Consider the following 20,367-nt stretch of genomic DNA (forward strand, 5'->3'; position numbering starts at 1 on the left):
TTTGGTGGGAGCGGGCTTGCCCGCGATACAGCTTCGAACGAAGCCCGCGGCCCGCACGCGCCGCATCGCGGCCAGAGGCCGCTCCCACAACAGCTCGCGACAAACACGAGCGGAGCCGGGGTTTGGTGGGAGCGGGCTTGCCCGCGATACAGCCTCGAACGAAGCCTGCGGCCCGCATGCGCCGTATCGCGGCCAGAGGCCGCTCCCACAAAAGCTCGCCCCGATCGCGAACGGAGCCGCGGGTTTCCTGGAAGCGGGCTTGCCCGTGATACAGCCTCGAACGAAGCCTGCGGCCCGCACGCGCCGCATCGCGGCCAGAGGCCGCTCCCACAAAAGCTCGCCCCGATCGCGAACGGAGCCGCGGGTTTCCTGGAAGCGGGCTTGCCCGTGATACAGCCTCGAACGAAGCCTGCGGCCCGCACGCGCCGCATCGCGGCCAGAGGCCGCTCCCACAAAAGCTCGCCCCGATCGCGAACGGAGCCGCGGGTTTCCTGGAAGCGGGCTTGCCCGCGATGCAGCCTCGAACGAAGCCTGCGGCCGGCATCAGCCGTATCGCGGCCAGAGGCCGCTCCCACAACAGCTCGCGACAAACACGAGCGGAGCCTGGTTTTCGTGGGAGCGGGCTTGCCCGCGATGCAGCCTCAAACAAAGCCTGCGGCACGCATCCGCCGTATCGCGGCCAGAGGCCGCTCCCACAGCAGCTCGCGACAAACGAGCGGAGCCGGGGTTTGGTGGGAGCGGGCTTGCCCGCGATGCAGCCTCAAACAAAGCCTGCGGCACGCATCCGCCGTATCGCGGCCAGAGGCCGCTCCCACAGCAGCTCGCTCAAACCGGCATCGGAGCCAAGTTTTTGTGGGAGAGGACCCGCTCCGGTCAGAACTTCGCGTTCAGCGTCAGGCGCAGGGTGCGGGGCTCGACCGGGTGGATGTGGCGGTCGTCGACGCCGCCGGCGGCCTCGCCCGCGAGGCGCGAGGTGTAGTAGTACTCGATGTCGTTGTCCTTGCTGTCGAACAGGTTATAGACATCCAGCATCAGACGTACCGACGGCGTAAGCGCGCGACCGACGCGCAGATAGGCGAGCGTGACCGTGTCGGACTTGACCGAGCCGTCCTCGACCAGGTCGCGCGGGCCGATGTGACGCACCTGCAGGTGGCCGAACCAGCCGCGCGCCCAGGGATTGCTGTCGGTCAGGCTGGCGCCGAAGGCAATGACACGGGCGGCGGCACCGGGCACGCGGTCGCCGGCGGGATCGTCATTGGTGAAGCGGGCGCGCGACAGCGATATGTCGAGGTCGAACAGCAGCCAGTTCTGCGGTGTCCAGCGGGTGGACCATTCGATGCCCTGACGGCGGCTCGCGCGCGTCGCTTCGGTTTCGCCCGCATCGCCGACGAACAGCAGTTCGGAATCCAGGTTGAGCTGCCACAGCGCGAGCGAACTTTGCACATCGGGCAGCACTTCGGTGCGCACGCCCAGTTCGCCGCCGCGACCGCGCGCCAGCGCGTCGACGCGCTGTGCCGGATCGCCGCCCGGCGTCACGCGCGCGGTGGTGCCGCGCGCATCGTTGCTGTGGAAGCCGAAGCCGTAGTTCAGGAAATATTCGGTGCGCGACCACGGCCCGAAGATGAGCGACAGCTTGGGTGAAGCAATGTGGTCCGACGCGTCGCCGCTGTTGGCGGCGATGGAGCTGTCGACATCGAAGTCGTAGCGGTCGAAGCGCAGGCCGGCCACGCTGCGCAGCCAGTCGTTCCACTGCACGCTGGTTTCGCCGAACACGCCGACGCTGGTCTGACGCACCCGGCTTTCCTGCGTGACGGAGGTGGTCCGGCGCGCGACGGTGCTGTAGAGCCCGACCGGATCCAGCCTGTCGTGACGCAGTTGCACACCCAGGGTGTGCGTGGCGGCACGGCCGCCAAGGTGACCGTCCCAGCTCCGGCTGATCGCGCCCCCATAGGTGTTGCGTCGCTCGGACTGACGGAACTGGTCGCCGTCCGGATCGTTGTCCAGCACGTAGGTGAAGTTGGACCACAGGTCCAGTTCGGAGCGTATGGCATAGGCCTGCACGCGCAGCACGCCATCGTCACGCAACTGCTGGCTGTCCACCGAAAGGCTGTAGCGCCGGCTGCGTCCGCCATCGGTCGGGTCGATCGCATCGTATCGGCCGATCTGTCCGGACTGCAGCGCGCGCAGCGGCACCTGGTCGGTGGAGTCCCAGCGCGCGGTATAGGCCATGGCGGTAATCGAGGTCCGCTGCGCGCCTTCGCCCAGGGTGTAGCGCAAGACGCCATTCACCCGGCGGAAGTCTTCGGGATTGGTCCACGGCCCGTCATTGCGCGACGTTTCAAGCGCGTACAGCAGGGTGCCGGTGGCCAGCGCATGCGAATTCATCATCAGCGCGCGACGGTAACCGTCCTCGCCCAGCGTCACTTCCGCCATGCCGGCATCCAGACGGTCGCGCAGTCTGAGCCGTGCCGAGCCGGCGGACGAGAAGTCGCCTTCTTCGGCGTAATAGGGGCCCTTGCGGTAATCGATGCGCTCGACCAGTTCGGGAATGAGCCAGTTCAGATCGGTGTAGCCGTGACCGTGCGCATGCGTGGGCATGTTGACCGGCATGCCGTCCACCCAGGTCGCGAAGTCGGTGCCATGGTCGAGGTTGAAACCGCGCAGGAAGTACTGGTTCGCCTTGCCGCCGCCACTGTGCTGGGTGACGATGACGCCGGGCACGAATTCGAGGATTTCCGCCGGCCGCAGCGTAGGACGGTTCTCGATCAGCCTGGCGGTGACGCTGCCCTGGCTGGCGGCGTCGGAGGTGCCGACCGCATTGTCGTAATGCCCTTCCACGGCGACCGGGTCGAGGTGGTGGCCGACCGGCGCCGCCTCGTGCGCCTGCGCGATCACCGGGATGCCGACAAGCGGGAGGCACAGCGCCTGCATCAATGCGCGCGTCAGCCGCGTCGGACGGAATGAGCCCGGCGTGCGGCCCTTGCTTCCCTGTTTCATGGCGCTCTCTTTTTGTGATGTTTGTTGATTTTTTCTTACATCACGATGTTGCCAGAAAACGATGACCGATTGATTGCAGCCAGCGCCGCTTGGAACGGCTTCCGCCCGGAAGGATAGAGGGCGCCCGCGCCGGGTTCAGGTAGCGGGCTTGATGTGCACGTGACCGAAGCCGGGGCCGCGCGCGTGGCGGGCGCGGTAGGGATGCGAGCCAGCGGCCGCATGGTGCTGCGAGGTATCCAGCTCGACGCTGATCACATTGATGTGTCCATGATGCACGCCGCGTTCGGCGCACACCGCGTCGGCGAACTGCCGCACCGCCGACAGCTCGCCTTTCAGGATGACGGTTTCCAGGCAGTGGTCGTGGTCCAGGTGCGCGTGCATGGTGGACACGGTGAGGTCGTGATGCGCGTGCTGCAAGCCGGTCAGCCGCTCCGACAGGTCGCGCTCGTGATGGTTGAACACATAGGACAGGCAGGCCACGCAATGCCTGGCCGCGCCGGTCTGCTGATGGGTGCGCTCCAGTTCCGCACGGAACAGGTCGCGCACCGCCTCGGAACGGTTTTCATAGCCGCGCCGGGCGATCCATTGATCGAACTGCGCCGCGAGCTGGTCGTCGAGGGAAATGGTGAAACGTTGCATACGTAATCGGTGCGCGAAGGGGTGGCGGCCATTCTAAGACCTGCTCCCGGCTTTCAGTGCACGGTGCACACCATGCACGGATCGAAGGAACGCACGATGTGCTGCACCGCCACCGGCGTGGTTTCACCGGGCTGCACCGGCGCGCCTTCGAGCGCGGCTTCCAGCGCGCCGGGGCGGCCTGCCGCGTCGCGCGGCGAGAAGTTCCAGGTGGTGGGCGCAACGATCTGGTAGTTGGCGATGCGCCGTTCGCGCACCGACAGCCAGTGTCCGAGACTGCCTCGCGCCGCCTCGCCCAGGCCCGCCGCCACCCCCTCGTCCGGCAGGCTGCCCGGCGTGCAGAAGGCCTCGCCCGGACGCAGCGCGCGCAACCAGTCTTCCATCATCGGCAGCACGCGCGCCAGTTCCAGCAGCCGCGACACGACACGACCGTGCACCGAGGCGCCGTGACGGCGCACCAGGTCGAGCACCAGCGGATGTCCGCTCGCGAGCTGGCGCGCGATGGCACCGGTTTCCACCACTTCGCCGGCCAGCCTCGGCGCCTTGTTCCAGGTGTAGGCGCCCGGCTTGTCCGCGACCGGTTCGGTCAGACCCGATGCCGGATGGCGCGCGCCACCCTCGTCGCTCAGCCAGGCGTGGGTCGCGTCCTCGCGTATCGCCTCGACATCGAGCGGCGACAGCTTGCCGGCCTGCCACACGCCACCTCCCAGCGCATGGCCGCCCGCGGGCTGCGGATAGGCGCCATAGCTCAGGAAGCGGCCGGGGCCCGGACCGAGCGCGGCAAGCGCGGTGTCGCGCGCGATCTGCAGGAAGAAGCGCAGGTCGCCGCGCTGCGGATCGGCATCCACCCAGGCATCGAGCGCGGCTTCGCTGTCCAGCGCCGCCACCTCTTCCAGCGCGGCGCCGAAGGTGACGGCTTCCAGGAAGCGCCGGAACTCGCGCACGCGCGCCAGCAGCCGGCTGCGTTCGGACGCATCGATCGCACGCGTCGAACCGCCCGGATCCAGGCTTTGCGTGTGCGGCCACTTGCCAGCCAGCGTGCCGAGCAGCGTGAACCAGCGCTGGCGCGCCGCGATCGCCGCGCGTACGCGCTCGCCGGTGTGCGGCGCGAAGCGGCGCGCCGCTTCCGCGTGCCAGGGCCGCCCGGCATAGACCGGACGCACGAAGTCCGGCATGAAGAACAGGTAGAAATGGGTCAGGTGATCGGCCAGGTTCTCGGTGGCCAGCACCAGATTGGTCACATGCTGCCCGTTGGGCGGCATGGTGATGCCACCCAGCGCCGCCAGTGCACGCGCCGCCGCCACCGACTGCGACACCGAACAGATGCCGCAGATGCGCGGCACATACACCAGCGCATCGTGCGGATCGCGACCGCGCAGGATCTGTTCGAAGCCGCGGTACATCGGCGCATTGACATGCGCCGACACGACACGACCCTCGGCCACGTCCAGCGTCACTTCCAGATCGCCCTCGACGCGGTTGAAGGGGCCGACGATGAGGCGGCTCACTTCAACCGTGTCCTCTTCGCCACCGGCGGCACCACCACGTGGTCCGACACCGCGTTCACCTTCACCCGCTTCGGCGTGGCCGACTTGGACAGCGAGGCGAGCGCGACGAACCAGGCCTTGGGCATGTCGGTGGGCAGGCCGATCGGGATGCCGGCCAGCTTGGGCGTGGCATGGAAGGGGTGGCCCGGTTCCTGGAAGCCCGGCTCGGTGCAGCTTATGCAGGCGTAGCCGCCACGGGTACAGGAACCTTCGCCATTCCACGGCCGGGTATTGCAGTCGGCATGCGCCTGCGTGCCCTTGCAGCCCAGGTGTTCCATCATGCAGCCGAGGTCCGACGGCTTCTCGGCGCTGGCCTTGAATTCGTAGTACTCGTTGCGCGAGCAGCCGTGGTGCACAAGCTGGTCGGCGAAGAAGCGCGGGCGACCCAGCGTGTCGAGGTCCGCTTCGTTGAAGCTGCCGGCGGCCAGCGCCGTCAGCGTGTCGATGACCCAGCCCGGATGGGTGGGACAGCCGGCGACGTTGATGACCGGCAGACCGCCGGCCGCACGGAACTCCGCGCCGAGCAGGCCGCCGCGCACCTCGTCGTCGTACTGCAGGCCGCAGGCTTCGGTCGGATTGCTGCCGCCAGCGGTGACACCGCCCCAGGCGGCGCAACTGCCGATCGCCACCACATGGCGCGCGCACGCGGCGAGCCGGCTCACCCAGTGGATCATGGGCTGGCCGGTGCCGGCCATGATGTGGAAGCGGCCGCTGCCATGCGGGCCGCGCAGCAGCGCACCTTCGATGCACAGCGCATCGAGCGGCAGTTCGCCGTCGAGGATGCGGTCGAACAGCGCGGTCACTTCGGCGCCGCTTTCCAGCGACAGCGACGGATGCCACAGCAGTTCGATGCCAGCGTCGCGCAGTTCGCCGTGGAAGTCGGTCGTATCGGCGCACAGCAGCGACATGCTGCAGCCGCCGCAGCCGCCCGACTGCAACCACAGCACATTCACGGGTTCGCTCCCGGCGGGGGCGCGGCGGGCGAGACTTCACCCTGCAGCCAGCGCTCGGCCCAGACCTGCGCCCGGGCGAGGTCGTCCAGCGCCTGCGCATCCGGTGCCTCGCCCAGCGTCCAGTGCCGGCCGCGCAGCGCGAGCAGCGTGCAGGCGGGCGGCGCCGCCCGCTGCACATCGACATACACCTGAAGCAGCGCCTCCGGGGACAGCGCGTGGGTGGTGAAATGGCGTTCGCGCTGCGGCCGCACCGTGCTCACCGCGAAGGGCTGCGCGAGGCCGTGCGCGGCATCGACGAACAGCACGCGCTCGCGGCCCGCCAGATCGACGGCGTGCTCGACCTGGAGCTGGAAATCGCACAGGCATTCCACGCGGCCGGGGGGCAGCGCGCGCTCGGCGTACTGCGCCAGCCGGTCCACCAGCATGAGGCCGAGGCCGTCGTCGGCGCGCGCCGGATTGCCCCAGCCCAGTACCAGCAGTGGTGCGACGGGCGCGCTCACGATGCGGTCTCCGCGGCGTGCGCGGGCGCGTCGCGCAGCAGTTCGCCGCCCGGGCTGCGCAATACATGGTCGAGCAGGCGGCCGTCGGCCGCGCGCAGGCTCACCGCCAGCGGCATCTGGCCGAGCGCGTGAGTGGCACAGGACAGACAGGGGTCGTAGGCGCGCACCGCCACCTCGATATGGTTGAGCAGGCCTTCGGTAATCGTTTCACCGTCGAGATGGCGCAGCGCCACCGCGCGCACCGCCTCGTTCATCGCCTGGTTGTTGTGGGTGGTCGACACGATGAGGTTGCAGCGCGTGACCAGATCGTCGTCGCCGACTTCGTACTCGTGGATGAGCGTGCCGCGCGGCGCCTCGATGATGCCGATGCCCGAGCACTGGCGCGGCCCCTCGGTCCGCAGCGGTCCGCCGAGGATGAGCGGATCGTCCAGCAGTTCGGCCACCGTCTCGACCCCGTGCAGCAGTTCGATCATGCGCGCCCAGTGGGTGGCCAGCACCGCGTGCACCGGTTGCCCGCCGTGCGCGGCGACGAAGCCCTGGCGCGCCTCTTCGGCGCGCGGCGTGGGAATGAAATCGCAGTTCTGCACGCGCGCCAGCGGGCCGACGCGGTACCAGCCCTGGTCCACGCCGAGACTGCGGCGGTAGGGGAATTTCATATAGGTCCAGGGCTTGACCGCCTCGGCTATCAGTTCGCGGTAGCGCTGATCGTCGAAGCCGTCGATGGCGATGCGACCGTCGGCCTCGCGCAGTCGCAGCACGCCGTCGTACAGTTCCATCGCGCCGTCGCGGCCGACCAGCGACAGCATGGCGGCCGGCGTGTCGGCGAAACCGGCGTAGCGCGCCGGCAGGTTTTCGTGCAGGCGGCGCGCCAGCGTCACCGCGTCCTGCGCCCAGTCCAGCATCTGCGGCAGTCCGGCGCGCAGCGCGTCGCGCTCGGCCGGATCGACCGCGCGGTTCATGCCGCCCGGTATCGAGCCGGTGCCGTGAATGCGCTTGCCCGAGGTGATGCGGATCACTTCCTGACCGAACCTGCGCAGCATGACGCCCTGACGCGCAGCATCCGGAAAGGCGGCCGCCACGCCGACGATGTTGCGGCGGTCGACCTCGGCATCGAAGCCGAACAGCAGGTCGGGCGAGGCGAGATGAAAGAAGTGCAGCGCGTGGCTCTGCACGATCTGGCCGTAGTGCATGAGGCGACGGATGCGGTCGGCCGCCGGCGGCACCGGCCAGCCACCCACCACACGGTCGAGCGCCTTGGACGCGGCCAGGTGATGCGACACCGGACAGATGCCGCACAGCCGCTGCACCATGACCGGCACTTCCCAGTACGGCCGGCCTTCGATGAATTTCTCGAAACCACGGAATTCGACGATGTGCAGCCGCGCCTGGCGCACGCGGTTGTCGTCGTCGAGCAGCAAGGTCACCTTGCCGTGCCCTTCGACGCGCGACAGCGGGTCGATCGCGATGCGGCGCAGTCCTTCGGGGTCGGCGGCGGTTTCGAGCGGGCGCGTACTCATGGCTTCAGTCGTAGCGGATCAGTCCGGGCGCCGATGCGGGCGCGCGACCGGCCATCAGGTCCTGCAGCAGTTGCCAGAAGGCATCGGCCGGCGGCGGACAGCCGGGCAGCGCGTGATCGATGTGCACCACCTCGTGTATCGGCAACACCCGGTTCAGCGGCAGCGGCAGCTCCGGGTCATCCGGTACCCGACCATACACCGACTGCAGCACAGTGCCGACATCCAGGTGATTGCGCAGTGCCGGCAGGCCGCCGGTGATGGCGCAGGCGCCGACCGCCACCAGCACGGTGCAGCGGTCGCGGAAGGCGCGCAGCACCTCGACGTTCTCGGCATTGCACAGCCCGCCTTCGACCAGGCCGATGTCGCATCTGTCGTGCTCGCCGACGGTCTTGATGTCGGTCAGCGGCGAGCGGTCGAACTCCACCCGCTCGACCAGATCGAACAGCCGCTCGTCGATATCGAGCAGCGACATGTGGCAGCCGAAGCAGCCGGCGAGCGACACGGTGGCGACGCGCAGCTTGCGCGGCGGTGTGGATGCGACCGGCGCATTCATCCGCGCGTGTCCTCGTTATCGAAGCGGCGCCGGCCGATCGGCACGGCAAAGCCGACCCGCTTGGGCAGCAGCGCACCGACCGGGCAGATGTGGGCGGCACGGTCGTGCACCGACAGCGCGCTGTCGCCGAGGCGGCCGCTCGGGCTGTCGATCAGCAGGCGGGTGGCGATGCCGTGGCCGCCGATCGCGAATACCCGCTTGCCGTCGATTTCGTCGCTGGCGCGCACGCAGAGCTGGCACAGGATGCAGCGGTTCGGTTCGAACAGCACGTCCGGGTGGCTGGCATCGACCGGCCGTTCCGGGTTCAACGCCTCGAAATGCAGGGCGGTCATGCCGGCGCGTTCGGCCTGCACCTGCAGCACGCAGTTGCCGCTTTTCTCGCAGCCGGGGCAGAAGTGATTGCCCTCGACGAACAGCATCTGCAAGAGGCGCAGCCGCTGCGTGGCGAGCGAGGCGGTGCGGCATTCCACCTTCTGGCCGGCCACCGCCGGCGTGACACAGGCGGCCACCGGCCGGCCGTCGGCCAGCACCGTGCACAACCGGCACGACGCACTGCCCGACACTTCGTCGCTCCAGCACAGGTGAGGGATGTCCAGCCCGGCGCGCGCCGCGGCGCTCAGTATCGTGTCGCCCGGCTGCAGCGGGACCGGCTGGCCGTCAAGGTCGAAGGTCGGATCGACGGCGCTCATGCCGGTGTGTCCGTGTGCAGATGGGCGCCGGCGTCGTCGCGGCCGGTGGCGCGGCGCGCCGACGACAGTTCGGCATCGAGGTCGACATCCGGCTGGAACTGCGGCGCGGTCGCGCGCTGCGCGTAGGCGGCGCCGAAATGTCGCAGCGTGTCGCGCAGCGGATTGCAGGCCGAGGCGCCGAGGCCGCAGTGGGTGCCGCTGTGCAGCGCGGTATCGAGATCGTGCAGCAGTGCGATGTCGAAGGCCGAGCCCTGCCCGGCGCCGCGCGCATGCGCCAGCTTGTCCAGCCGGCGCACCACCAGTTCGGTGCCGACGCGGCAGGGCGTGCACAGGCCGCAGCTCTCGTGCGCGAAGAAGCGGGCGAAGTGGCGCGCCACCTCGAACAGATCGCGCGTGCGGTCGAACACCATGAAGGCGCCGGCGCTCGGCACGTCCTCGAAGGCGATGGCGCGGTTGAATTCCGGCGCCGGCACGCAGGTGCCGGACGGCCCGCCCACCTGCACCGCCTGCGCGTCGCGGGCGCCGCAGTCGTCGAGCATCTGCGCGATGGGCGTGCCCAGAGGGTATTCGTACAGCCCGGGTCGCGCACAGTCGCCGGACACCGAATGGATCTTGGTGCCGGTCGATTGCGCGGTGCCGATGCCGGCCCACCAGGCGCCGCCACGGCGCGCGATGTGGGCGACCGCGCAGAAGGTTTCCACGTTGTTCACCACGGTCGGCCGGCCGAGATAGCCGGCCTGCACCGGGAAGGGCGGACGGATGCGCGGCGTGCCGCGCTTGCCTTCCAGCGATTCGATCAGCGCGGATTCCTCGCCACAGACATAGGCACCGGCACCCAGATGGAGGGCGATATCGAAATCGAAACCGGAGATGCCGCACGCGTCCGGGCCGAGCAGGCCCTGGGCGCGGCGGCGCGCCAGCACCTGTTCGAGCTGCGGCAGCAGGAAGCGGTATTCACCGCGCAGATAGACAAAGCCCTGCTGCGCGCCGACCGCGCGCGCCGCCACCGTCATGCCATCGAACACGGCGTCGGCATGACTCGCGAGCAGCACGCGGTCCTTGAAGGTGCCGGGCTCGCCTTCGTCGGCATTGCAGACGACGACACGCAGGTCGCCGGCCGCGTCGCGACAGGCCAGCCACTTGCGCGCGGCGGGAAAACCGGCACCGCCGCGTCCGCGCAGGCCGGACGCCGCCACTTCGTCGAGCAGGGCCTGCGGCGACTGCGCGAGCACCACCGGCAACGCGGGTGCGTCGTCCGCCAGACCGCCCAGCAGCACATCGGCGCGCTGCACGCCATCGACCACGGCGAACCACTCCGCCGGCCACTGCCCGACCGGCGTGCCGGCGAGCAGCAGATCGGCCAGCGCGTCGACGCGCGCCGCGTCCAGGCGGGTGACGACCTGGTGGTGATTCACCAGCAGCGCCGGCCCCTGGTCGCACAGCCCGGTACAGGAACAGCGGTCCACGCTGAAGCGGCCCTGCGCATCCACCTCGCCCGGCGCCACGCCGAGGCGCGCGCACAGTTGCGCCAGCAGGGTTTCGCTGCCCAGCATGCGATCGGTGATGTTGTCCGAGAACAGCAGCCGCGTGCGGCCGACCGGACGGGTGTGAAAGAAGCGGTAGAAACCGGCCACGCCTTCGACCTGTGCCAGCGTGAGGCCGAGCGCGCCGGCGATGTGGGCGAGCAGCGGGCGCGACAGCCAGTGCGTGACCGCCTGCGTGTCGCGCAGGATCTGCACCAGCGCATGCGGGTCGCGCCGCCAGCGCGCCATGACGGCATCGGCCGCGAGGCGCGCCGGTCCGTCGCTGTCCGCCGCATCCATGCTCAACCCTCCAGACCGAAGCGCGCCATCTTGCCGCGCAGCCCGACGCGCGACAGGCCAAGTTCCTTCGCCGCGCGCGTCTTGTTCCAGCGGTGACGCAGCAGGGTTTCGCGCAACAGCATGGCTTCCATCGCATCCAGCCGCTCGGCCAGGGTGCCGGACGCGGGCAGGGCAGGCGCCGCGGCGGCCGCGCTGCGACCGGCCTGTCCCTGCAGCACGCGCTGCGACAGGGCGGGAGGCTCGATGCGCGCGCCATCGCTGAGTGCCAGCGCACGCGCCAGTTCGTTGCGCAGCTCGCGGATATTGCCCGGCCAGGGATAGGCCATCAGACAGGCCATGGCGTCGTCGCTCAACATGGCGTCCGGCCGGCCCAGCTCCAGCCCGACCTCGGCCAGCATGCGGCGGGCGATGGCGCCGATATCGCCCGCGCGCTCGCGCAGCGGCGGCACGGTGAAAGTGGCGCCGGCGATGCGGTAATAGAGATCCTCGCGGAACTGGCCGTCGCGCACGCGCTGTTCCAGATCGCGATGGGTAGCGGCGATGACGCGCACGTCCACCGGCACCGCGCGCGCCGCACCGACCGGCCTCACCTCGCCCTCCTGCAGCACGCGCAGCAGTCGCACCTGGAAGGCGGGCGAGGTTTCACCGATCTCGTCCAGGAACACGGTGCCGCCATCGGCACGCTGGAACAGGCCGACGTGGTCCTCATAGGCGCCGGTGAAGGCACCCCGCTTGTGGCCGAACAGTTCCGATTCGAGCAGGGTTTCCGGTATCGCCGCGCAGTTCTCGACCACGAAGGCGCCATGGGCGCGCGGGCTGGTGTAGTGGATGGCGCGCGCCAGCAATTCCTTGCCGGTGCCGGATTCGCCCAGCACCAGCACCGACAGGTCGTAGCGCGCGATGCGCGCCGCCATGTCGCACACGCTGTCGAGCGGACTGCCGGGCGAGCGCTCGATGCGTTCGAAGCCGAAGGCGCTGCGCGCGCGCTCCCGCTTGTCGGCCGCGCGTTCGCGCAATACCGGTGTCGCGGTGCGCAGTTCCAGGTCCAGTCGCGCGGTTTCGCGCTGCAGGCTCTGCGCCTCCGCCGCGTTGCGCACCGTGGCCAGCAGGTGGTCGGGCACCCAGGGCTTCAGGATGTACTGGTAGATGCCGGCGTCGTTGATGCCGGCAATGATGTCTTCCGAATCGGTGTAGCCGGAAATGATGATGCGCACCACGTCCGGCCAGCGCTCGCGCACTTCCTTCAGGAAGGCGACGCCGCTTACCTCGGGCATGCGCTGGTCGCACAGGATGACATTCACCTCCTGCCGTTCGAGCTGCTGCCGCGCCTCGCCGGCCCCACTCGAGGTAAGTACGGTGAAGTCCTCTTCCAGCGTGCGGCGCATCGCGTCCTGCGAACGCACCTCGTCATCGACCACCAGCACGGTGGGCAGGCGCAGCGCGGCGCTCATGACGCTGCGGCGCCCGGGCTACAGGATGGGTGCATGGCGGAAACGGGGCAGGTCATGCGAGTGCGGCTCATCCGGAATCGGCGCGACACGGCGGATTGTACGCCCGACATGCCGCTCAGCAGATGCGCGGCAACTGCTCGCCGGCCAGCCAGTCGACCACGCGCCGGCCGCCGAAGCGGGTCGCCATCTGCACGAAGCGATGCGGGTCTTCCTGCACCACGCCGATGCGCACGGCCTCGCGGCCGCGCGGATGCGCGCGCATGGCGGCCAGCACCGCGTCGGCGGCGGCGGCGGGCACGATGGCAACCAGCTTGCCTTCGTTGGCGACATACAGCGGATCCAGCCCGAGCAGTTCACAGGCGGCGTCGACCTCCGGGCGCACCGGTATCGCCGCCTCGTCGATCAGCATGCCGACACCGGACTGGCGCGCGATCTCGTTCAGCGTGGTGGCCAAGCCGCCGCGTGTCGGGTCGCGCAGTGCGCGCACACCGGGACAGACCTCCAGCATGGCGGCGACCAGACCGTTGAGCGCTGCGGTGTCGGACACGATGGTGGTTTCGAATTCCAGTGATTCGCGCTGCGACAGCACCGCCACGCCGTGGTCGCCGACCGGACCGGACAGCAGGATGACATCGCCCGGCCGCGCCTGCGCCCCCGACACACGCACCCCGGGCGGCACCGCGCCGACGCCGGTGGTACTGATGAACACCCCGTCACCCTTGCCCTTCTCGACCACCTTGGTATCGCCGGTCACCACCGCCACGCCGGCTTCGCGCGCCGCCGCCGCCATCGACTGCACGATGCGCTGCAGATCGGCCAGCGAAAAGCCCTCTTCCAGGATGAAGCTGGCCGACAGCCAGAGCGGCACGGCACCCATCATCGCCACATCGTTCACCGTGCCATGCACCGACAGACAGCCGATGTCGCCACCGGGAAAGAACAGCGGCGAAATGACATGGGCGTCGGTCGCCATGACCAGGGTGTGGCCGGCCGGCATGACGAGCGCCGCACCGTCGTCGCCCTGGCGCAGCCAGGGATTGTCGAAGGCGGCGAGAAAGATTTCGTCCACCAGTTGTGCGGCGGCGCGCCCGCCTGCGCCATGGCTCATGTCGATGCGCCCGTTGCGGATGTCCAGCGGCCGGACATAGCCGGCACGCACCGTGCCGCCCTTGCTGTCGTCTCTCGCGTTCATGCGCTTGCCCTGACCGGAATATCCTTGAATCTGCCGTACGCATAGTGTGCCGCGCACGCCCCTTCGCTCGACACCATGCAGGAGCCGACCGGGTTTTCCGGCGTGCAGACGGTGCCGAAAATCCTGCAGTCGGTCGGCTTCTTGACGCCGCGCAGGATGGCGCCGCATTCGCAGGCCTTGTTGTCGGCCACCGCGCTGTAGCCGATGTCGAAGCGACGCTCGGCGTCGAACTGCGCGAACTCCGGCCGCATGCACAGCGCGCTGTGCGGCACCTCGCCCAGGCCGCGCCATTCGAACGCGGGCCGCATGGCGAACACCTGCGCCATCTTGTGCTGCGCGCCGGCATTGCCCTGGCGGTCGACCGCGCGGGTGAATTCGTTCTCCACCTCGGCGCGGCCTTCATTCACCTGGCGCACCAGCATGAGCACCGCCTGCATCACGTCCAGCGGTTCGAAGCCGGCAATCACCACCGGCTTGCGATAGGCCGCGGCAAAGGGCTCATAGGGCGCCGAGCCGATGACGATGCTCACATGCGCCGGCCCGACGAAGCCATCGAGCGGCACCGTGCCGTAGCGGCTCACTTCCGGCGACTCGAGAATGTGGGTGATGGCGGCGGGCGTCAGCACATGACAGCACAGCACGCTGAAATTGTTCAGACCTTCGCGCTGCGCGCGCAGGATGGCCAGCGCGGTCGGCGGTGTGGTCGTTTCGAAGCCGATGGCGAAGAACACGACTTCGCGCTGCGGATTGTCGCGCGCCACGGTAAGCGCATCGGCCGCCGAATACACCATGCGGATGTCGCCACCGCGCGCCTTCGCGCGCATCAGCGACAGGCCGCCGGACGCCGGCACGCGCAGCGTATCGCCATAGGTGCACACGATGGCGCCATGATCCAGCGCCAGCCGTATCGCCATGTCGATGCGGCCGATGGGCAGCACGCATACCGGACAGCCCGGACCGTGGATCATGCGCACGTTCGCGGGCAGCAGATCGTTCACGCCATAGCGCGAGATCGCGTGCGTGTGGCCGCCGCAGAACTCCATGAAGCCGTACTGGCGCGACGGGTCGACCTCGGCCTGCAGGCGTTCGGCGATGCGTCGCGCGATGTCGCCGTCGCGGAATTCGTCGATGTATTTCATGGCGTGGCTCCCTTCACCGCTTCGGCCATTTCGCCGAACAGCGCCAGCGTGCGTTCGGCCTCGTCGGGATCGACCATGCCGATCGCGTGTCCGACATGCACGATGACGTAGTCGCCGACGCGGGCTTCCGGCACCAGTTCGACCGATATGGCCTTGCGCAGGCCTCCCAGCTCGACCAGGGCCTGTTCGTCGTCGCGCAGTTCGACCACGCGGGCGGGTATCGCTAGGCACATGCGCGCATCTCCTCGATATGGTGCGGTCCGGTGTGATCCGGCGTGGTGCAGTGTCCCGCGTGCAGTTGCTGCGCCACCGCCCATGCCTGTCCGAGCGCCAGCCCGGCATCGCCACAGGATGCGGCCTGCGGGCGCAGCACGCGCAGTCCGCCCTGCTGCAGGACGCGCGCGACGCGCGCGCTCAGCAGCGCATTCATGAAACAGCCGCCGCCCAGGCACACGGTATCGCAGCCGTGCGCGCGTGCGGCGGAGAGCGCCCACTGTGCGAGCCCGTCGGCCAGCGCGGCATGAAACGCCGCCGCCGCCTGTTCGACCGCGGGAAAGCGTCGGTCGAGCAGCGCGGCCAGCGCCGGTCGCAGATCCAGCCGGCCATCGGCGCCCAGTGCGAACAGCCCGTCGGTCGACACCTCGCCGCCGCGCCAGCGCGTGGCCGCCTGTTCCAGCGCGATCGCCGCTTCGGCTTCGTGCGACTGCCGCACGCTGAGACCGAGCGCACCGGCCGCCGCGTCGAACCAGCGGCCGGTGCTGCTGGTGGCCGGGCTGTTCAGACCGCCCTCGAGCATGCGGCCAACCACGCGCGCCGCCTGCGCACCGACCACGGGCGCGAAGCGGCTTTCGATCTCGTCGTTCCGGCCCAGCGCATGCAATGCCGCGGCGGCCATGCGCCACGGCTCGCGCGCGGCGATGTCGCCGCCGGCCAGGCGCAAGGGCCACAGGCTGCCCAGACGGCGCCAGCCCTGCGGCGCCACCCACAGCAGTTCGCCGCCCCAGGCGCCGCCATCGCTGCCCAGGCCGACGCCGTCGAGCGCCAGACCGATCACCGGCCCGGCGATGCCGTGCTCGGCCATCACGGCGGCAATGTGCGCGTGGTGGTGCTGCACGCCGATGGCCGGCACGCCCAGATGCGCCGCCAGCGCGTGCGCGCGCTGCGTGCTGTAGAAATCCGGATGCAGGTCGTGGGCGACTGCGGCGATGCCCGTGCGCGCCCCGGCCCGCAGCGCATCGAGCGAGCGATCCAGCGCCGCGCACGCGGCGGGATCGCCGAGGTCGCCATGCACCGGCGACCAGTGCGGCTCGCCCTGCTCGAGCAGGCAGGCCGCGTTCTTCAGCCAGGCGCCACAGGCGAGCACCGCGGGCAGCCCGGTGTTCATGCCGCGGCTCCGCGCTGCGCCGTCGCCGACAGCCGGCCATCCAGCCAGGCCAGCCATTCCGCCATGCCTTCGCCGGTGACCGCGGACAGCCGGATGACCGATATCGCCGGATTCACGCGGCGCGCCAGTTCGATGCAGCGCTCGACGTCGAAGCGCAGATGGGGCAGCAGATCGACCTTGTTCAGCAGCATGAGGGCGGACGCGGCGAACATGTCCGGATACTTGAGCGGCTTGTCCTCGCCCTCGGTCACCGACAGCACCGCGACCTTGGCCTGCTCGCCCAGATCCCACATGGCCGGGCACACCAGATTGCCCACGTTCTCGATGAACAGCAGGCTGCGCGGGGCCGCATGCGCGAAGCCGTGCAGCCGGGCGAAGGCCTCGCCCACCATGGGCGCGTCGAGATGGCAGCCCTTGCCGGTATTCACCTGTATCGCCGGGGCGCCGGTGGCGCGTATGCGTTCGGCGTCGAAGGCGGTCTGCTGGTCGCCCTCGATCACCGCCACCGGCAACTGCGGCGCATGGGCCTTCAGCGCGTCTATCGTGGCGCACAGCAGCGTGGTCTTGCCGGACCCCGGGCTGGATACGAAATTGAGCGCGGTCACGCCCTGCGCCGCGAAGCTCGCGCGGTTGCGCGCGGCGATGCGATCGTTCTCGCCGAGGATGTCGGTCTCCAGCCGGATCGCGCGCGTCTGGCTCATGCCGGGCACCGACACGCGCGCCGCGCCGGCGCCGAAGTGCAGGTCGCCGGTCGCCGCATCCACCGCGACCGCGGATGCCGCCCTGGTACGCGCCGGCCGTCGCGCCGCCGGCGAATACGGATTCGGCGCATGCGCATGTCCCGCCCCGTCCATCGTCACTCCGCCGCCGTCACCGGCGCATCCGCATACCACGCACATCGCGTCCTCCTCCCGCTTCAATCATTGACCATGAGATCGACCACCCGGAGCTCGGTGCCGCCGGTCGGCTGCAGGCGGTAGCCGCCGCAGTGCGGACAGGCGTCGCCGCGCTGCGCCATGGCCACCGTCATGCTGCAATCCATGCACCAGGCCTGGCCCGGCGGCTGGTCGATATCGATGACCGCGCCCTCGAGCACGGTGCCGGGTGCGATGGCTTCCAGCGCGAAACGCAGCGCACGCACCTCGACACCGGCGAGCGCACCCGCTTCCAGCCGCAGCCGGGCAACGCGGCTGAAGCGTTCGCGCTGCGCGGTCTGCTCGACCAGTCGCAGCACGCCGCCGGCGAGGCTGGCTTCATGCATGGTCCGTGTTCTCGCTCATGTCCGGGCACTCGATATCCAGTTTCACGCACGGGTCCCAGGCGGCGGCAAGCACCGATACCCGGCGGACCGCATCCGGCGCCGCCGCATCGACGTTCGCGATGGCACGCGCCAGCGAACCGTCGGGATGCGCATTCCATTCGGTCGGCGCCAGCACGTGGCAGGCGTCCACCCGCGCATGTTCGCCCGGACGGTCCAGGACCACATGATGAACCAGCAGACCTCGCGCGGTATCCATCCACGCGATGCCCTCGCCCGGCCCCAGCGCGCGCGCGCCGGCACTCAGCCGCACGGGCTCGCCCAGCGCCAGCGCCACCAGTTCGGCGATGCGCGCACCGATGCGGGCGACCGCGGTTGGTGGCAAGGGCGCGAGGCCGTCGCGCGTCCAGCAGCCGGTTTCGGCGCAGTCGCCCCGCCACTGCGGGCGGCGCGTGAAATCCGCCTGCGTCCGCATGGCCTGCGCCATGTCGGACCAGTCGATGTCGGCGATGCGCAAGGGCGGGGCAAGTTCCAGCGGCCGTTCGATCAGCTCGGCATGCCGGTTCAGCCATGCCGCCAGCCAGCCGCGCGAACCGTCTTGCCAGTTCTTGAGGGCGACAGCCGGATCGCGCCGCCAGTCGTCCAGCCAGCGCGTCGGCTCGGCCCCGAGCAGGACATGATGCAGCCAGTGCGCCGCCTGCCCGGGCTCGCGCGCCGCCAGCAGCGGACAGGTGGCGAGCGCATGGCCCACCTCGGCGTGGCCGGCATCGCCGGACAGCGCGGGCCAGTCGAGCAGCACCCGGTGCAGATGATCGCGCAGCGTGTCATTCGCCTGCGCGCCGATCACGGCCGGCTCGCGGCCCCGCGCCGCTGCGACCGCCATCGCGGCGCAATTGCGATGGGCATGACCGCACAGATTGAATACCGCCGACAGCAGCGACGGCAGCAGGTCCGCTCCGCGGCCGCGCGCCAGTCGCGCCGCGATGTCGGGACGGTCGCACGACAGTGTGTGCCGACCGTCGGCGCGCAGGCGGACGTGCAGCGCACCGGCCAGCGCATCGACGGCCGGCGTCATCGGCGTGCGCTCCTGCCGTCACCGGACATGGCGCCGGCGGCGCGACCGAACAGGAAGCCCCGACGCCCCGGCTGCACCGGTGCCGCGGGTGCTGCGCTCGCCTCCGGCGGCACGCCGCGCAAGGCATCGAGTACGGCAAGCGCGGTCGCCCGCGCGGCGATGAGGTCCGCGAATTCGAATACCGGCGAGAACAGCGAACAGCTTTCGAAGCGGCCCAAAGCGGGCTTGTGGCTGCCGATGAAATCGAAATGCTCGCATCCGAAGGCGACACGACGGCAGAGGCCGATGCCGGACAGGTCGTCCACGCGCACCAGAGGCAGACGCAGCAGGCTCATGAACCAGGGCGTCAGCAGCACGCCGGCGGCCACCGGCGGCTCGTCAGCCACGCCTTCATCGACGATGAAGCCGATGGCCTCGACCTGCAGCGCCGGATTCACCATGGGCAGCCCGTGCATGCGCTCGCGCGCGATGTCACGGAAGGTGGCGGCGAGCAGGTCCACGCGCGCGGCCAGCAGGGCGCCGTTGTCGCTCACGGCTCGATCACCATGAACTGTTCGGCGTCGCCATCGCACTGCGGGCAGCGCCAGTGCGGCGGCAGGTCGGCGAAGGCGGTGCCGGGTGGAATCTGCCATACCGGGTCACCCTCGGCCGGGTCGTACACCCACCAGCAGATCTTGCATTCCAGCCGCGCATCCGCCGGCAGCCGGGCGGCGTCGCCCAGATAGCTGCCTTCGAAACGGGTCGCCGGAGCGCTCATCGCGCGGGCTCCGGCAGGTGCGGCACGCCGGTCATGAACGGGCGACCCAATCCAGCACCTCGGCCAGACGCTCGTGCGAGTCCTCGAGGTCTTCCCGCGCGGCCAGCGCGACATCCGGCAGCGCGCTCACTTCCACCGTGTTCAGGATGACCACGTCCTGCGAGTTGTAATACACGACGCGCCAGGTATTGGGCACGCGCGTGCTGGTGATGCGGCAGTTGCCGTAGCCGCGCGACAGGATGAGCACGCGGCCGGTGCCCAGGTGATGATCGAGGAAGCCGATGTCCTCGACCGACATCGGCAGCAGCGTCAGATTGACCACCTGCGCCGGCATACCGGCGTTCCAGCCGCGCCAGTGATCCTCGATCTCGGCCAGCACCGCTGGCGCATTCTGCACATTGGGCGGCAGCGCGCCCTGCCAGCGCGGCAGCTCGCGCCACAGGTCCTCGGCCGGCGCGCGGCGCAGCGCCTCCGGAATGGCGCCGACCTCGATGGCGTCGGCGACCACGCGGTCGCCATCGCGCGTCACCACCCGCCACACGCCTGCGAACACGGATTCCTGCACCGCCACGCGCACGCCGCCGTCATCGCTGCGCACCTGGGCGCTCACCTCACCCTCGCCCATCACCTGGTTGATGAGCTGCAGGTCGGCCGGCGCGAGCCCGGCCAGATCGATGCGTCGACTCACGCCGTCGTCGCGACACCGCTCGAGCGCCGCCTGTACCGCTCGCAACGCGGCGACCGCGCCGTCGTGACCGGCGAGCTGTTCCGGCTCGGGCAGCACCGGCGGTCGGTAGGTGTCCATGCCGCCAGGCATCTGCAGATATTGCAGCGTGTCCTCCTCGACCTGGCTGCCCGGACCGATCATCGCGACGGGAATCGGGAATGGTTTCATG

20 protein-coding genes are annotated in these 20,367 nt (G+C 69.9%); all 20 read right to left on the reverse strand.

The genetic code is table 11. From position 1 onward, the window contains the following. Positions 1-873 precede the first annotated feature (873 nt). Positions 874-2,997 (reverse strand): TonB-dependent receptor, encoded by a 2,124-nt coding sequence (locus A3Q7_RS0113960; protein WP_018412516.1) that lies wholly within the window; start codon positions 2,995-2,997, stop codon positions 874-876. A gap of 135 nt (positions 2,998-3,132) precedes the next feature. Continuing rightward, on the reverse strand, positions 3,133-3,636 hold the full coding sequence (nikR, locus tag A3Q7_RS19930) for a nickel-responsive transcriptional regulator NikR (protein ID WP_018412517.1): 504 nt from the start codon (positions 3,634-3,636) through the stop codon (positions 3,133-3,135). Positions 3,637-3,689: 53 nt separating this feature from the next. Beyond that, on the reverse strand, positions 3,690-5,141 hold the full coding sequence (locus A3Q7_RS0113970; protein ID WP_018412518.1) for a nickel-dependent hydrogenase large subunit: 1,452 nt from the start codon (positions 5,139-5,141) through the stop codon (positions 3,690-3,692). Continuing rightward, positions 5,138-6,133 (reverse strand): NADH-quinone oxidoreductase subunit B family protein, encoded by a 996-nt coding sequence (locus A3Q7_RS0113975; RefSeq protein ID WP_018412519.1) that lies wholly within the window; start codon positions 6,131-6,133, stop codon positions 5,138-5,140. Before A3Q7_RS0113975 ends, A3Q7_RS0113970 begins: the two co-directional genes overlap by 4 nt. After that, on the reverse strand, positions 6,130-6,633 hold the full coding sequence (locus A3Q7_RS0113980; RefSeq protein WP_018412520.1) for a hydrogenase maturation protease: 504 nt from the start codon (positions 6,631-6,633) through the stop codon (positions 6,130-6,132). Before A3Q7_RS0113980 ends, A3Q7_RS0113975 begins: the two co-directional genes overlap by 4 nt. Continuing rightward, positions 6,630-8,150 carry a Ni/Fe hydrogenase subunit alpha gene (locus tag A3Q7_RS0113985; RefSeq protein ID WP_018412521.1) on the reverse strand — a complete coding sequence of 507 codons (1,521 nt, stop codon included), beginning with the start codon at positions 8,148-8,150 and terminating at the stop codon, positions 6,630-6,632. The genes A3Q7_RS0113980 and A3Q7_RS0113985 overlap by 4 nt, the downstream gene beginning before the upstream one ends. Positions 8,151-8,154: 4 nt before the next feature. Beyond that, positions 8,155-8,703, reverse strand: a complete 549-nt coding sequence (locus A3Q7_RS0113990) for an NADH-quinone oxidoreductase subunit B family protein (protein WP_018412522.1) — start codon at positions 8,701-8,703, stop codon at positions 8,155-8,157. Next, positions 8,700-9,392, reverse strand: a complete 693-nt coding sequence (locus A3Q7_RS0113995; protein WP_018412523.1) for a 2Fe-2S iron-sulfur cluster-binding protein — start codon at positions 9,390-9,392, stop codon at positions 8,700-8,702. Before A3Q7_RS0113995 ends, A3Q7_RS0113990 begins: the two co-directional genes overlap by 4 nt. Then, positions 9,389-11,215 (reverse strand): NAD(P)H-dependent oxidoreductase subunit E, encoded by a 1,827-nt coding sequence (locus A3Q7_RS0114000; RefSeq protein WP_018412524.1) that lies wholly within the window; start codon positions 11,213-11,215, stop codon positions 9,389-9,391. The genes A3Q7_RS0113995 and A3Q7_RS0114000 overlap by 4 nt, the downstream gene beginning before the upstream one ends. A gap of 2 nt (positions 11,216-11,217) precedes the next feature. Further along, positions 11,218-12,666 carry a sigma-54-dependent transcriptional regulator gene (locus tag A3Q7_RS0114005; protein ID WP_018412525.1) on the reverse strand — a complete coding sequence of 483 codons (1,449 nt, stop codon included), beginning with the start codon at positions 12,664-12,666 and terminating at the stop codon, positions 11,218-11,220. Positions 12,667-12,781: 115 nt separating this feature from the next. Continuing rightward, positions 12,782-13,858: a hydrogenase expression/formation protein HypE gene (gene hypE, locus A3Q7_RS0114010; protein WP_018412526.1), complete on the reverse strand. Its 1,077-nt coding sequence runs from the start codon at positions 13,856-13,858 to the stop codon at positions 12,782-12,784. After that, on the reverse strand, positions 13,855-14,997 hold the full coding sequence (gene hypD, locus A3Q7_RS0114015; RefSeq protein WP_018412527.1) for a hydrogenase formation protein HypD: 1,143 nt from the start codon (positions 14,995-14,997) through the stop codon (positions 13,855-13,857). Before hypD ends, hypE begins: the two co-directional genes overlap by 4 nt. Continuing rightward, a complete protein-coding gene (locus A3Q7_RS0114020) occupies positions 14,994-15,230 on the reverse strand; it encodes a HypC/HybG/HupF family hydrogenase formation chaperone (RefSeq protein ID WP_026224837.1) in 237 nt (78 codons plus the stop codon). Before A3Q7_RS0114020 ends, hypD begins: the two co-directional genes overlap by 4 nt. Continuing rightward, on the reverse strand, positions 15,221-16,381 hold the full coding sequence (locus tag A3Q7_RS19935) for a Kae1-like domain-containing protein (RefSeq protein WP_198289174.1): 1,161 nt from the start codon (positions 16,379-16,381) through the stop codon (positions 15,221-15,223). The genes A3Q7_RS0114020 and A3Q7_RS19935 overlap by 10 nt, the downstream gene beginning before the upstream one ends. Beyond that, on the reverse strand, positions 16,378-17,235 hold the full coding sequence (gene hypB, locus A3Q7_RS0114030) for a hydrogenase nickel incorporation protein HypB (RefSeq protein WP_018412530.1): 858 nt from the start codon (positions 17,233-17,235) through the stop codon (positions 16,378-16,380). Before hypB ends, A3Q7_RS19935 begins: the two co-directional genes overlap by 4 nt. A 62-nt stretch (positions 17,236-17,297) precedes the next feature. Continuing rightward, positions 17,298-17,642 carry a hydrogenase maturation nickel metallochaperone HypA gene (gene hypA, locus A3Q7_RS0114035; RefSeq protein WP_018412531.1) on the reverse strand — a complete coding sequence of 115 codons (345 nt, stop codon included), beginning with the start codon at positions 17,640-17,642 and terminating at the stop codon, positions 17,298-17,300. Then, positions 17,635-18,714 (reverse strand): hypothetical protein, encoded by a 1,080-nt coding sequence (locus A3Q7_RS19940; protein WP_018412532.1) that lies wholly within the window; start codon positions 18,712-18,714, stop codon positions 17,635-17,637. The genes hypA and A3Q7_RS19940 overlap by 8 nt, the downstream gene beginning before the upstream one ends. Next, entirely contained in the window at positions 18,711-19,247 is a 537-nt protein-coding gene (gene hybE, locus A3Q7_RS0114045; RefSeq protein ID WP_018412533.1) for a [NiFe]-hydrogenase assembly chaperone HybE, read from the reverse strand. Before hybE ends, A3Q7_RS19940 begins: the two co-directional genes overlap by 4 nt. Beyond that, a complete protein-coding gene (locus A3Q7_RS0114050; RefSeq protein ID WP_018412534.1) occupies positions 19,244-19,471 on the reverse strand; it encodes a rubredoxin in 228 nt (75 codons plus the stop codon). Before A3Q7_RS0114050 ends, hybE begins: the two co-directional genes overlap by 4 nt. Before the next feature lie 31 nt (positions 19,472-19,502). Beyond that, positions 19,503-20,366, reverse strand: coding sequence for a hydrogenase expression/formation C-terminal domain-containing protein (locus A3Q7_RS0114055; protein WP_026224838.1), 864 nt, complete (start codon positions 20,364-20,366; stop codon positions 19,503-19,505). Position 20,367 lies beyond the last annotated feature (1 nt).

The organism is Methyloversatilis thermotolerans (genome assembly GCF_000372885.1).
GTDB classification, from domain to species: Bacteria; Pseudomonadota; Gammaproteobacteria; order Burkholderiales; family Rhodocyclaceae; genus Methyloversatilis; species Methyloversatilis thermotolerans.